The 13,684-nt window shown below is 73.0% G+C and carries 9 protein-coding genes; 4 read left to right on the forward strand and 5 right to left on the reverse strand.

Going from position 1 to position 13,684, the window contains the following annotated elements; all coding sequences use genetic code 11:
- Positions 1 to 96 precede the first annotated feature (96 nt).
- Together QIS96_RS19445 and QIS96_RS19450 are read right to left on the reverse strand one after the other, a co-directional pair.
- Positions 97 to 1,305, reverse strand: a complete 1,209-nt coding sequence (locus QIS96_RS19445) for an MFS transporter (protein WP_282543914.1) — start codon at positions 1,303 to 1,305, stop codon at positions 97 to 99.
- A 171-nt stretch (positions 1,306 to 1,476) separates the two neighbouring features.
- Positions 1,477 to 2,499 (reverse strand): endonuclease/exonuclease/phosphatase family protein, encoded by a 1,023-nt coding sequence (locus QIS96_RS19450; RefSeq protein WP_282543915.1) that lies wholly within the window; start codon positions 2,497 to 2,499, stop codon positions 1,477 to 1,479.
- 295 nt (positions 2,500 to 2,794) lie between these two features.
- On the opposite strand from QIS96_RS19450, the gene panB reads away from it, so the two are divergent.
- The 3 genes from panB (at position 2,795) to QIS96_RS19465 (ending at position 5,957) form a co-directional block, all read left to right on the forward strand.
- On the forward strand, positions 2,795 to 3,688 hold the full coding sequence (panB, locus tag QIS96_RS19455; RefSeq protein WP_282543916.1) for a 3-methyl-2-oxobutanoate hydroxymethyltransferase: 894 nt from the start codon (positions 2,795 to 2,797) through the stop codon (positions 3,686 to 3,688).
- A gap of 395 nt (positions 3,689 to 4,083) precedes the next feature.
- Complete coding sequence (locus QIS96_RS19460) at positions 4,084 to 5,109, forward strand: ATP-binding cassette domain-containing protein (RefSeq protein WP_282543917.1); 1,026 nt, start codon at positions 4,084 to 4,086, stop codon at positions 5,107 to 5,109.
- Positions 5,110 to 5,156: 47 nt separating this feature from the next.
- Positions 5,157 to 5,957: an ABC transporter permease gene (locus tag QIS96_RS19465; RefSeq protein WP_282543934.1), complete on the forward strand. Its 801-nt coding sequence runs from the start codon at positions 5,157 to 5,159 to the stop codon at positions 5,955 to 5,957.
- Between the two features lie 49 nt (positions 5,958 to 6,006).
- Here the strand turns inward: QIS96_RS19465 and QIS96_RS19470 are convergent, their stop codons facing one another.
- The 3 genes from QIS96_RS19470 to QIS96_RS19480 form a co-directional block, all read right to left on the reverse strand.
- Complete coding sequence (locus QIS96_RS19470) at positions 6,007 to 9,396, reverse strand: BTAD domain-containing putative transcriptional regulator (RefSeq protein ID WP_282543918.1); 3,390 nt, start codon at positions 9,394 to 9,396, stop codon at positions 6,007 to 6,009.
- Between the two features lie 1,184 nt (positions 9,397 to 10,580).
- Positions 10,581 to 11,282, reverse strand: a complete 702-nt coding sequence (locus QIS96_RS19475) for a DUF305 domain-containing protein (RefSeq protein ID WP_282543919.1) — start codon at positions 11,280 to 11,282, stop codon at positions 10,581 to 10,583.
- Positions 11,279 to 11,983, reverse strand: a complete 705-nt coding sequence (locus QIS96_RS19480; protein WP_282543920.1) for a DUF3105 domain-containing protein — start codon at positions 11,981 to 11,983, stop codon at positions 11,279 to 11,281. Before QIS96_RS19480 ends, QIS96_RS19475 begins: the two co-directional genes overlap by 4 nt.
- Positions 11,984 to 12,199: 216 nt before the next feature.
- On the opposite strand from QIS96_RS19480, the gene QIS96_RS19485 reads away from it, so the two are divergent.
- The gene (locus QIS96_RS19485; protein ID WP_282543921.1) at positions 12,200 to 13,561 is read left to right on the forward strand and encodes a glutamine synthetase family protein; all 1,362 of its coding nucleotides are present in this window, start codon (positions 12,200 to 12,202) and stop codon (positions 13,559 to 13,561) included.
- Positions 13,562 to 13,684: the final 123 nt, after the last annotated feature.

Genomic DNA, 13,684 nt, shown 5'->3' on the forward strand with positions numbered 1-13,684 from the left:
AGGGGCGGCAGCCCCGGGCAGGGGACCGGGGGCGGCAGCCCCAGGAGCTGTCCGCTGAGGACTTTCGGGAAGGGGCGGGGAGGGGAAGAGCAGGGCTCAGCCCACGGGCTCCTGCACCTGCCCCGCCCCGCTGCCCGCGACGACGCGCGAGGGCCCCGCGTCCCGCCCCCGGTCGAGCACCCCCGCCAGCACGGCGATCAGCAGACCGACCACCGCCAGCCCAGCCCCCACCAGCGTCGGCGACATCCACCCCCACCCCGCAGCGATCGCCGCCCCGCCCGCCCAAGCCCCGCCCGCATTCGCGAGGTTGAACGCCGAGTGGTTGGAGGCCGAGGCGAGCGTCGGGGCGTGTGCGGCCTTCCGCATGACCAGCATCTGCAGCGGTGTGGTGGTCATGAACCCGACCGCGCCGAGCACGACGACGGTCACGAGCGCCGCCCACCGCACATGCACCGTGAAGTCGAAGGCGAGCAGCACCACGGCGAGCGCGCCGAGCGAGCCGTACAGCGTGGGCCGCAGGGCCCGGTCGGTGAGCGGCCCTGCGACGAGCGCACCGAGGGTCATACCGATACCGAAGAGCGCGAGGACGAGCGTCACCGAGGACTCCGAGAGCCGCATGACCTCGGTGGTCATCGAGGCCAGGTACGAGTAGACGGCGAACACGCCCGCGAAGCCGAACACCGCGGTGAGCAGCCCGAGCAGTACCTGCCGGTCGCCGAGCGCGCGCAGCTCCTGGCGCAGGTTCTGCCCGGCGTCCATAGGGACGTACGGGACGAGCCGGGCCAGGGCCGCCATGGCGAGCAGGCCGATCGCGGCGACGACGAGGAAGGTCGCGCGCCAGCCGAGATGCTGGCCGAGCAGGGTGGCGGCGGGGACGCCGACGATGTTGGCGACCGTCAGGCCGAGGAACATCGTCGCCACCGCGCGGGCCTCACGCCCGTCCCGTACGAGCCGCGCGGCGACCACCGCTCCGACGCCGAAGAACGCGCCGTGCGGCAGCCCGGCGAGGACCCGGCCCGCGGCGAGCAGCCCGAAGGTGGGGGCCAGCGCGGAGGCCAGGTTGCCGACCGTGAAGACGGCCATGAGGAGCACCAGCATCTTCTTGCGCGGGACGCGGGAGCCGAAGGCGGTGAGCAGCGGGGCACCGACGACGACGCCGATCGCGTAGGCGGAGACGAGGTACCCGGCGGTGGGTACGGACGTGCCCAGGTCGTCCGCGACGTTGGGCAGCAGGCCCATCATCACGAACTCGGTGGTGCCGATGCCGAAGGCGGAGACGGCGAGCGCGAGCAGCGCCACAGGCATGAGAGACCCTTCACAACGGGCGAGAGACAGGTTCGCGTACGGAGTTCTCGTACGGCGTTCTCGTACGGGGTTCCCGTACGGAGTTCGCGTACTAAGTTCTCGTACGGAACAAAGTCTCTCAGCCGTTGTATTCCGCGGGATGAGGGCCCCGTTAACGCCGGATGACAGTCCTCAGAGGGCGACGCGGGCCGCCAGCGGGAGGTGGTCGCTGCCCGTGCTCGGCAGGGTCCAGGAGGCCTCGGGCTCCACGTCGCGCACCATGATCTGGTCGATCCGCGCCATCGGGAAGCCGGCCGGCCAGCTGAAGCCGAAGCCGTCGCCCGCCGCGCCCTGCGTGGAGCGCAGCTGCGAGGTGACCGGGGAGAGCGCGCGGTCGTTCATGGTGCCGTTGAGGTCGCCGAGCAGCACGACCTTCTCGACCGGCTCCTCGCGGATGGCGATGCCAAGGGCTTCCGCGCTGTTGTCCCGCTGCCCCGCGGTGAAGCCCGCGTCCGCCTTGACCCGCACCGAGGGCAGATGCGCGACGTACACCGCGACGTCGCCCTTCGGGGTGGTCACGGTGGCGCGGAGCGCGCGGGTCCAGCCCATCTTGATGTCGACGGGCCGGGTGTCGGTCATCGGGTGCTTGCTCCACAGGCCGACGGTGCCCTCGACGGAGTGGTAGCGGTACGTCTCCGCGAGCGCGCGCTCGTACGTGGGCAGCGCCTGCTGGGTCAGCTCCTCCAGGGCCACCACGTCCGCGCCCGACTCGGCGACCTGGCGGGCGGTGCCCTCGGGGTCGGCGTTCTCGGCGTTGACGTTGTGCGTGACGACGGTGAGCTCGCCGCCCGAGCCGGACTTGTCGAAGACCAGGCCGCCGAAGAGGTTCACCCACACCGCGGCGGGCAGCAGGACGGCGACCAGTGCGCTGGCCGACTTCCGGGCGAGCCCGAGCAGCAGCAGAAGCGGAATGCCGAGGCCGAGCCACGGCAGGAACGTCTCGAGCAGGCTGCCGAGGTTGCCGACGGCGTTGGGGATGTGCGCGTGCAACAGCATGACCAGGGCGAGGACGATCGCGAGCAAGCTCAGGAAGAGGCCCCTGCGCCAGATCCCACGGTCCCCGCGCCAGCTGCGGCGCAGCCGCTGAAGCCGGGATCCGGAACGCTCGCTCCGCGCGCCTCGGTTCGCCGTCTCCGCCCTGTACGCCTGCGCCATACCGTCGCCTCACTACCTGCCGTGCACACGTCCGCCCCAGACCCTAGGGGATTTCGGTGCCCTCGCTCCGCCGCCGTAGAACGGCCGTACGTCGTCGAGGACGACCGTACGCTGCGCGGAGTTCCGCCCGGACGGGGCCCAGCCGTGCCTGTGACGAAACGCGCACGTTTCTGACCTGCGCGGGGCGGCTGTGCGCGGCCCTGCTCTGGCGCGGTCGGGGCGGTTGGTGCCACCATGGCGGTGATCCGGGGACGCCGTCAGGGCGCCACGAGATGACTTTGAAGGAGCCGTCGTCATGACGCAGATTTCGGCTGCCCACACGCCTGCCCAGGAGCAGGCGGCCCAGAGCAGCAGCAAGACTTCCGGTGCTTCGCTCTACGGCGGCGTGACCACGCGCCGCGTCACCGTCCGCGACCTCGCCGCCGCCAAGGAGCGCGGCGAGAAGTGGCCGATGCTCACGGCGTACGACGCGATGACCGCGTCCGTCTTCGACGAGGCGGGCATCCCCGTCCTGCTCGTCGGCGACTCGGCGGGCAACTGCCACCTGGGGTACGAGACCACCGTGCCCGTCACGCTCGACGAGATCGCCGTCCTCAGCGCCGCCGTCGTACGCGGCACCAAGCGCGCCCTGGTCATCGGCGACCTGCCGTTCGGCTCGTACCAGGAGGGCCCGGTGCAGGCGCTGCGCTCGGCGACCCGCCTGGTGAAGGAGGCCGGGGTGGGCGCGGTGAAGCTGGAGGGCGGTGAACGCTCCCTCCCGCAGACCGAGTTGCTCGTCTCGGCCGGCATCCCGGTCATGTCGCATCTGGGCCTGACCCCGCAGTCCGTGAACACCATGGGCTACCGGGTCCAGGGCCGCGGCGACGAGGACGCCCACCGGCTGCTCCGCGACGCGAAGGCCGCGCAGGACGCGGGGGCGTTCGGCGTCGTCCTGGAGCTGGTGCCGGAGGAGCTGGCGGTGGAGGTGAGCCGCTCGCTGCACATCCCGACGATCGGCATCGGCGCGGGCGCGGGCTGCGACGCGCAGGTCCTCGTGTGGACGGACATGATGGGCCTCACCTCGGGCAAGGTCCCGCGCTTCGTGAAGCAGTACGCGGAGCTGCGGTCGGTCATGGGCGATGCGGCGCGGGAGTTCGCCTCGGACGTACGCGGCGCAACGTTCCCGGCCCCGGAACACGCGTTCCACTAGCCCCTTTGCTCATCCCCTCCCCGCCCCTTCCCGAAAGTCCTCAGCGGACAGCTCCGGGGGCTGCACCCCCAGACCCCCGCACCCCGGGGCTGCCGCCCCGGACCCCGCTCGGGGGCCAGCCCCCGGACCCCCGCTCCTCAAACGCCGGAGGGGCTGGATTGGGCAGGGTGGGCTGCATTTTGCGGGCTAGGGCTGGACTTCACGGGCCCCGACAGGGGCGCGGGGAACTGCGCGATCAGCCACGACGGCGGGGCAGCCGAAGAACACAGCGCCGCAGGCTTTCGGGAAGGGGCGGGGAGGGGAAGAACAAGGCCCCCGCCCCGGCTGTAGGCGGCTGTAGGCGTATGTAGGCGGGCTGTAGGCGATCTGTCGGCAGCCCCTTGCAAGGTGTTCGCATGACGCGATCCGACAAGAACCCCAGCAACGGCCGCAACGCCGTAGAGGTAAGGGGACTGGTCAAGCACTACGGCACGACCAAGGCCCTGGACGGCGTGGACCTGGACGTCCGCGAAGGCACCGTCCTCGGCGTCCTCGGCCCGAACGGCGCGGGCAAGACCACCCTCGTCCGCTGCCTCTCCACCCTGATCACCCCGGACTCCGGCACGGCCTACGTCGCCGGCTACGACGTCCTGCGGCAGCCCCGCCAGCTGCGCCGCAAGATCGGCCTCACCGGCCAGTACGCCTCGGTCGACGAGAAGCTGTCCGGCTTCGAGAACCTGTACATGATCGGCCGCCTCCTCGACCTCTCCAGGCCGGAGGCCAAGCGCCGCGCCGCCGAACTCCTGGAGCGGTTCTCGCTGACGGAGGCGGGCAAGCGGACGGCCTTCACGTACTCCGGCGGCATGCGGCGCCGACTCGACCTCGCGGCCTCGATGATCGGCCAGCCCGCGGTCCTGTACCTGGACGAGCCGACCACCGGCCTCGACCCGCGTACCCGGAACGAGGTCTGGGACGAGGTGAAGCGCATGGTCGGCGAGGGCGTCACCGTGCTGCTCACCACCCAGTACATGGAGGAGGCCGAGCAGCTGGCCTCCGAGCTGACCGTGATCGACCGCGGCCGGATCATCGCCGGCGGCAGGATCGCCGAGCTCAAGGCGAAGATCGGCGGCCGCACCCTGCGCGTCCGGCCCGCCGACCCGGCCGAGCTGCGCACGATGGCCGCCGACCTCGACGCCTCGGGCCTGACCGGGCTCGCCACGGCCACCGTGGACGCGGAGAACGGCACCGTCCTCGTGCCCGTGCAGAGCGACGAGCAGCTCACCGCGATCGTCGGCGCACTCGCGGAGCGGGGCTACGGCCTCGCCGACATCGCCACCGAACTGCCCAGCCTGGACGAGGTGTTCCTGTCCATCACAGGCCAGAAGGCCAGTGCCCCGCAGGACGCCGACACCGACCCGACCCGAGAGGAGGTCGCCGCGTGACGACCGCGACGAACACGACCACCGCGCCCCTCGACGCCCCGCCCGCCCTGAAGCACGGCGAGGCCGACGACCGCATCGGGCTGCGCTCCCACGTCCGGCACACCGGTGCGCTGATCCGCCGCAACCTGCTGTGGATCAGGAACAACCCGGAGTCGATGTTCGACGCCTTGCTGATGCCGGTCGTCTTCACGCTCCTCTTCGTCTACGTCTTCGGCGGATCCATCGGCCAGTCCCTCGGCGGCGGCCAGGACGCGTACGTGCAGTACGTGATCCCCGGCATGCTCGCGATGATGAGCATGACCATCGCGCAGGCCGTCGGCACCGGCTTCAACGAGGACTTCCAGAAGGGCATCATGGACCGCTTCCGGTCCCTGCCCATCGGGCGTGCCTCGGTGCTGATCGCGAAGATCTCCGTGGAGCTCCTGCGGATGCTGATCGCCACCACGGTGCTGATGATCGTGGCCGTGCTCGTCGGCTTCGACATCGAGAGCTGGACGGGTCTCCTCGCCGCCGTCGGCCTGTCCGCGCTCTTCGGCTTCGGCGTGATGTGGATCTTCCTGACCCTCGGCGTGACCATGAAGAGCGCCCAGGCGGTGCAGGCCATGGGCTTCCTGGTGATGATGCCGCTGCAGTTCGGCTCGTCGATCTTCGCGCCCACCGCGTCGATGCCGGGCTGGCTGGAGGCCTTCACGAAGTACAACCCGATGTCGGGCCTCGCGGACGCGGCCCGCGGCCTGATGGTGGGCGGCCCGATCGCGCACGGCCTGTGGGTGACGCTCGCCTGGTCCATCGGCCTCACGGTCGTGATGGCGCCGATCGCCATCCGCAAGTTCACCAACAAGTCCTGATCCGAGGCCCGTTGGGCGCTGCACGCCGCCCCCTCCGCTGACATCCGGATCAGAGCAGGGCGGCGGCCTCCTCCAGAGAGAGGTCGCCGCCCGCCGCATGTCCGCGCTCGTACGCCGCGTCGCCGAGGACGTCCCGTACGGCCTGCTCGGCGGAGGCCCGTTGGATGCGCTCCTGTGAGGCGGGGCGGTGGCCGGCCGGGAGCAGGGCGTCGGCGGCGCCGAGCAGCCGGGCTGCGCGGTGGGCCGGTTCCCGCTCCCCGCTTCCCGCCAACGCCCAGGCGCACAGGGCGAGTTGGACCGAGGACATGTGCGGGGCGATCATCGCGGCGACCGGGTCCTGGGACCAGCGGAAGGCGGCCGTGCCGTGCTCGTACGCCTCCTCGTGGCGGCCGTCGAGGACGTCGAGCCAGCCGTAGATGCCGTGCAGGACGCCCCTGAACATCACGGCGGGGCCGGCGAAGTACTGCTCCCACAGCAGGTCGAGCTGTTCGCGGGCGGCGTCCCTGCGGCCGCTGGCGCCGAGCCGGCCGGCCAGATGGATACGGGCGGCGGGCACCGCCTCCGAGAAGGTGTCGCCGGCCTCGCGCAGGATCTCCCACAGGATCGCCTCCCCCTGCTCCGCCTGCCCGGCCCGCCCCGTCTCCTCGCCTTGCCCGGCCTGCTCCGACAGCCCGTTCTCCAGCATGATCCCGGCGAGCCGCACCCGCAGGACCGCCACCTGAGCGGCCGCCCCGATCGCCTCCGCGTGCTCGACGGCGGCCGCGAAGTCCCGTTCCGCGCGGGCGAGTTCGCCGCTCCGCTCCCAGGCCTCGCCGCGCGCGGAGAGCGCCTCGGCGGCGCCCCAGGAGTCGCCGAGCTCGGTGAACAGGGTGAGCGCCTCGGTCGCGTCGCGCTCCGCGTCGCCGCCCCAGGCGCTGCGGTTGGCGAGGACGTTGGCGCGCAGCTGGAGGGTGGCGGCGAGCTCCCAGCGGAAGCCGTGCCGCCTGCAGGTCTCGACGTTCCGGTCGAGGAGTTCCCGCAGGTCGTCGGGGCGGCCGGTGAGGAGCACCGCGAACACCCAGAACGCACCGGGGCTCCAGCAGGTCTGCGGCAGGCCGGGCCGGTAGGCGGCGACGATGCCCTGCAGGCGCTGTTCGTTCTCCGGCCGGTTCCAGCCGTCGGAGCGCTGGTCCATCGCGGCGATCTGCATGAGTCGCGCCCCGCGCCGCGCCTCCGTCAGCTGCTCGGGCTCCATCGGCGGCGGCTTCGCCGTACACCGCTCGGTGAGCGGCGGCGCCGGCTCGACCGGCTCGGCGAACGGGTCGGGCCCGAGCGCGGACACCGCCGTCGACCAGTGCCGGGACTCGCTGCGCAGATCGCGCATCTGCCAGTACCAGCACAGCGAGAGTACGAGGCAGAGCGCCTCCTGCTCGTCGCCCGCGTCCGTCGCCCGGCGCAGCGCGGTGCGCAGGTTCTCGTACTCGCGCTCGATGCGGGCGATGGCCTGCTTCTGCTGGGCGGTGCGCAGCTCGGGGTCGGCTCTGCGGGCGAGTTCGCGGTAGTGGACGAGGTGGGCGTGCTCGGCGGCGGGGCGGTCGCGGGCCTCGTCGAGGCGGGCGCCCGCGTACTCGGCGACGGTCTCCAGGAGCCGGTAGCGCATCGTGCCCGCGTCCGAAGGGGCCGCCACCACAAGGGACTTGTCGACGAGGGAGCCGGTCAGGTCGGCCACGTCCCGGCGGTCCACGTGCAGGTCGAGCGTGCAGGCCTGCTCACCGCCCGGCTGCTCGGGAGCGGTGGGCGCGCCGCCGCACACCGCCTCGGCCGCGTCGAGTTCGCAGCCGCCCGCGAACACCGAGAGCCGTTGCAGCACGGCCCGCTCGCGCTCGTCGAGCAGCTCCCAGGACCAGTCGACGACGGCCCGCAGGGTCTGCTGCCGGGGTAGCACCGTACGGCTGCCGGAGGTGAGGAGGCGGAAGCGGTCGTCGAGGCGGTCGGCGATCTGGCGCGGGGTGAGCGAGCGCAGCCGGGCGGCGGCGAGCTCGACGGCGAGCGGCAGTCCGTCGAGGCGCCGGCAGATCTCCGCGCAGGCCTCCGGGTCGTCCTCGGTGCGGAAGCCGGGCCGGGCGGCGGCGCCCCGGTCGGCGAGCAGCCGCAGCGCGACCGGCTCGGGCAGCGGCTCGAGGGGGCGCACCAACTCCCCTGGTACGCCGAGGGGTTCGCGACTGGTGGCGAGGACGGTGAGCCCCGGGCAGTGCGCGAGCAGATACTCGACGGTGCGCGCCGCCGACTCCACGACGTGCTCGCAGTTGTCCAGCAGGAGCAGCATCCGGCGCGGCGCGCAGTGCTCGGCGAGCCGGACGAGCGGGTCGCCGCCGCGCTGGTCGGCGGCGGCCCGCAACTCCTCCGCGCCCACGCCGTACAGGACGGTGCGGCGGCCGCCGAGCGCGGTGAGCACGGCCTCCGGCACGGCAGCGGCGTCGCTGGCGGCGGCTGCCGCTGCGACCGGGGCGAGCTCGGCCAGCCACACCCCGTCCGGCATCGGCAGCGCCTCGGCCGCCTCCTGCGAGAGCCGCGTCTTGCCCGCGCCGCCGGGCCCCAGCAGCGTCACGAGCCGGGCCCGCCCGAGGTCGTCCCGCAGCGCCGCGATGTCCACCTCACGCCCGACGAAGCTGGTGAGGCGGGTACGGAGGTTGCCGGGCGCGGCCGGGCGCTGCGGTCGCCGGGGTTGCGGGGGTTGCGGCGCCTCCAACAACTCCCCGTGCAGGGAACGGAGTTCGGGGCCCGGGTCGGTCCCGAGCCGCTCGGCCAGCTCGCCGCGCACCTGCTCGTACGCCTCAAGGGCCTCCGCCGACCGGCCGGCGTCCCGCAAGGCACGCAGCCGCAGCGCCTGCAGCGGCTCGTCCAGGGGGTGCTCCGCGCACAGGGCGGTCAGCTCGGGCAACGACTGCTCGGCGCGGCCGAGTTCGAGCGCGGCGGCGAGGCGGGCCCGGCGGGCGTCCAGGTGCCGGGCGTCGAGCCGGGCCGCCTCGGCGGTGCGGTCGGGCAGGTCGGCGAGGGCAGGCCCGCGCCACAGGCCGAGGGCCTCGTCGAGCAGGGCGGCCGCCTTGGCGGGTTCGCCGTCGGCCAGGGCGCGGGCACCCTCCCCCGCGAGCCGCTCGAAACGATGCGCGTCCACGTCGTCCCGGGCGGCAGCGAGCCGGTAACCACCACCGTCGACGGACTCGACGGCCGCGTGCCCGAGCGACCGGCGCAGCCGTCCGACGAGCGCCTGCAGCGCGGCGTTCGCATCGGCGGGCTCATCCCCGTCCCACACGGCGGCGACGAGCTGACCGACGGACACGCTCCGCCCGGCGCGCAACGCGAGCGCGGCGAGCAACGCACGAAGCCGCGCCCCGCCGACCCCGACGGGGACGCCGTCGGCCCGGACTGCCTGGGTGGTGCCGAGGATGGAATAGCGCACCTGCCCATTCTCCCGTCCTGCCGACTTCTCCCCACCCCGCCCCTTCCCGAAAGTCCTCAGCGGCCAGCTCCGAGGGCTGCCGTCCCCGGCCCCCTGCCCGGGGCTACCGCCCCCGGCCCCTTGCCCGGGGCTACCGCCCCCGGCCCCTTGCCCGGGACTGCCGCCCCCGGCCCTCTGCCCGGGACTGCCGCCCCCGGCCCCTTGCCCGGGGCTACCGCCCCCGGCCCTCTGCCCGGGACTGCCGCCCCCGGCCCCTTGCCCGGGGCTACCGCCCCCGGCCCTCTGCCCGGGACTGCCGCCCCCGGCCCCTTGCCCGGGACTGCCGCCCCTGGACCCCACCACGGGGCTCTGCCCCGGACCCCATCCCGGGGGCCAGCCCCCGGACCCCCGCTCCTCAAACGCCGGAGGGGCTGAATTTGCCCCCAGATACCGGAGCGGCGGGAGACCTGCAGGGCGGGGGCTGGACTGTGCGACCTGTGGCTGCGACGGGTGCCCCGAAAGGGGCGCGGGGAACTGCGCGATCGGCCACGGTGGTGTGGCAGTCGATGAACGGCCGGGGCGCGGGGTGGTGCCTTGATCGGGGGCGCGGGGAACTGCGCGATCGGCCACGGTGGTGCGGCAGCCGAAGAACGGCCGGGATCCGGGGTGGTGCCTTGATCGGGGGCGCGGGGAACTGCGCGATCGGCCACGGTGGTGCGGCAGCCGAAGAACAGCCGGGGCCTGGGGCGGTGCCCTGATCGGGGGCGCGGGGAACTGCGCGACCAGCCACGGCGGTGCGGCAGCCGAAGAACGGCCGGGGCCTGGGGCGGTGCCCTGATCGGGGGCGCGGGGAACTGCGCGACCAGCCACGACGGTGCGACAGCCGAAGAACGGCCGGGGCCTGGGGCGGAGCCCCGATCAGGGGGGGCGCGGGGAACTGCGCGACCAGCCACGGCGGCGCAGCAGCCGAAGAACAGCCGGGGCCCGGGGCGCAGCCCCGAGAGCGGGGTCCTGGGGCGGCAGCCCCGGGCGGGGAAACGGGCGGCGGAGCCCGCGCAGGGGAAGGTGGGGGGCGGCGGAGCCCCGGGCAGGGGAGCCTGGAGGGTGGCCGCCTCCGAAGTGGGCCTTGGGGGCGCAGCCCCCGGAGCCGTCCGGCGAGGACTTTCGGGAAGGGGCGGGGAGGGGAAGAAAAAACCCCCGCAACCTCAACTACCCTCCGCCCCCCGCGCCTTGAGCAGATCCCCCATCAGCTCCAACTCGGACTCCTGAGCCGCAACCATCCCCTCCGCCAGATCCCGCTCAACCCCCACCCGGCACCGCTCCACACACCCCTGAGCCATATGCACCCCACCCTTGTGGTGCGCGGTCATCAGCCGAAGGAACAGCACCTCGGCCCGCTCGCCCTCGGCCTTCCCCAGGCGCGCGAGGTCCGCCTTGGAAGCCATGCCGGGCATCAACGGCGCACCCCCGGAACCCCCCGAACCGCCCCCCGAACCGCCCCCCGAACCGTGCCCGGAGCCGTGCTCGCTCATCCCCATCCACCCCATCGGCGGCTGAGAGGACACCTTCGGCAACCCCCACAGGTCCAGCCAACCCAGCATCATGCCCCGCTGGTTGGCCTGCGTGTTGGCGATGTCGTACGCGAGCCTGCGGATCTCCTCGTCGTCCGTGCGGTCCCGTACGACGAAGGACATCTCCACCGCCTGCTGGTGGTGCACCGCCATGTCCCGGGCGAAGCCCGCGTCCGCCGAGTCCGCGGCCGGACGGTCGAGGGCGGGAGAGGACGCACGCGGCCGAGGCGCAGGCTCGTGGGACGTGCCGCCGCCCGCGAGCGCCGCAGCCCCGCCGCCCGCCGCGGCGGCCACCACCACGGCCGCGCACACCCCCGCCCACCCCGCACGCCTCACTGCGCCATCCCGCCCTGGCAGGCCGCGCCCGGCTCCGGAGTCTGCTTGCCCTGCACGTACTTGGCGAAGAACGTCGCCACGCGCGGGTCCTTCGCGCTGTCCACGGTGAGCTGCTTGCCCCAGGCGCTCAGCATCAGCGCGCCCTTCTGCCCGTTCACCGGACTCATCAGCGAGTACGGCGTCGCGCTGACCTTCGCCTCCAGCGCCTTCAGGTCGGCGGGCTTCGCCTTCGCGTTGTACGTCACCCACACGGCGCCGTGTTCGAGGGAGTGCACGGCGTGCCGGTCCGGGATCGGCTTCGCGTAGACGTCGCCGTTGCAGTTCATCCAGACCTGGTCGTGGTCACCGCCGACCGGCGGCGTCATCGGATAGCTCACGGGCTTCGCGACGTGCTTGCGGCCCAGCTCCTTCGCGTCCCAGGACCGTTCGCCCTCGATCGTGGCGTTCGCGGCCTCCTCGCGGGCCTTCGCCTGCGCCTTCTGCTCGGCCGTGACCCTGGCCTCTTCCCGCTCCTTCTCGTTCTGCTCCCGGATGAACAGATACGAGCCGACGCCCACCAGGCCCGCGACGACGGCCGTGGCCGCCACGATCGCGACGGTCCGGTTGCGGCGCTCCCGCGCCTGCTCGGCGCGGCGCATCGCCGCTATCCGGGCCTTGCGGTCGTTCGAACTGCCCTGCCCGGATGTCGTGCTGGAACCCATGACGATGTCCTTCGGTGTTCGCTCGGGGAAACAGGATGGGGGGATCGGGAAACGTGCGGAAGACGGCGTACGGCGGCCCGCCGATCGTAGTGGCCACCGGGATGTCGCAGGCCACACAGGGCCCGTAATCTGGCGGAAACCCCTGGCCTCGATACTGAAGCCCCAACCGTGCCGGGGCGGTGGTGCACAGACCGTCTGAACTGCAAGGATGTAGCTATGGACAAGCAGCAGGAATTCGTGCTCCGCACCCTTGAGGAGCGCGACATCCGCTTCGTACGCCTGTGGTTCACGGACGTCCTGGGCTTCCTCAAGTCCGTCGCGGTGGCCCCGGCCGAGCTGGAGCAGGCCTTCGACGAGGGCATCGGGTTCGACGGCTCGGCGATCGAGGGCTTCGCCCGGGTCTACGAGTCGGACATGATCGCCAAGCCCGATCCGTCGACGTTCCAGATCCTCCCGTGGCGCGCCGAGGCCCCCGGCACCGCCCGGATGTTCTGCGACATCCTCATGCCGGACGGCTCCCCGTCCTACGCGGACCCGCGCTTCGTCCTCAAGCGCATCCTCGCCAAGACCTCGGACCTGGGCTTCACCTTCTACACCCACCCCGAGATCGAGTTCTTCCTGCTCAAGGACAAGCCGCTCGACGGCACCCGCCCCACGCCCGCCGACAACTCCGGCTACTTCGACCACACCCCGCAGAACGTGGGCATGGACTTCCGCCGCCAGGCCATCACGATGCTCGAATCCATGGGCATCTCGGTCGAGTTCAGCCACCACGAGGGTGCGCCGGGCCAGCAGGAGATCGACCTGCGGTACGCGGACGCGCTGTCCACGGCCGACAACATCATGACGTTCCGCCTGGTCATGAAGCAGGTCGCCCTGGAGCAGGGCGTGCAGGCCACGTTCATGCCAAAACCGTTCTCCGAGCACCCCGGCAGCGGCATGCACACGCACCTGTCGCTGTTCGAGGGCGACAGGAACGCCTTCTACGAGTCCGGCGCCGAGTATCAGCTCTCCAAGGTCGGCCGCTCCTTCATCGCGGGCCTTCTGCGCCACGCCGCCGAGATCTCCGCGGTCACCAACCAGTGGGTCAACTCGTACAAGCGCATCTGGGGCGGCTCCGAGCGCACCGCGGGCGCGGGCGGCGAGGCCCCCTCGTACATCTGCTGGGGCCACAACAACCGCTCGGCCCTGATCCGCGTGCCGATGTACAAGCCGGGCAAGACCGGCTCGGCCCGCGTCGAGGTCCGCTCCCTCGACTCCGGCGCCAACCCCTACCTCGCGTACGCGGTCCTGCTCGCCGCCGGCCTCAAGGGCATCGAGGAGGGGTACGAGCTCCCGCCCGGCGCCGACGACGACGTCTGGGCCCTCCGCGACGCCGAACGCCGCGCCCTCGGCATCGAACCCCTGCCGCAGAACCTCGGCGAGGCCATCGCCCTGATGGAGCGCAGCGAACTGGTCGCCGAGACCCTCGGCGAGCACGTCTACGACTTCTTCCTGCGCAACAAGAAGCAGGAGTGGGAGGAGTACCGCAGCGAGGTCACGGCCTTCGAGCTGCGGAAGAACCTGCCGGTTCTGTAAGGGAGTTGAGGCGGGGGGGGGGGGGGGGGGGGGGGGGGGGGCCCGCGCCCCCCCCCCCCCCCCCCCCCCCGGCCCGCGGGGGGGGGGGGGGGGGGCTCCCCGCGGGGCGGGGGGGGGGGGGGG

The sequence above is a fragment of the Streptomyces cavernicola genome (assembly GCF_029968035.1).
GTDB classification, from domain to species: domain Bacteria; phylum Actinomycetota; class Actinomycetes; order Streptomycetales; family Streptomycetaceae; genus Streptomyces; species Streptomyces cavernicola.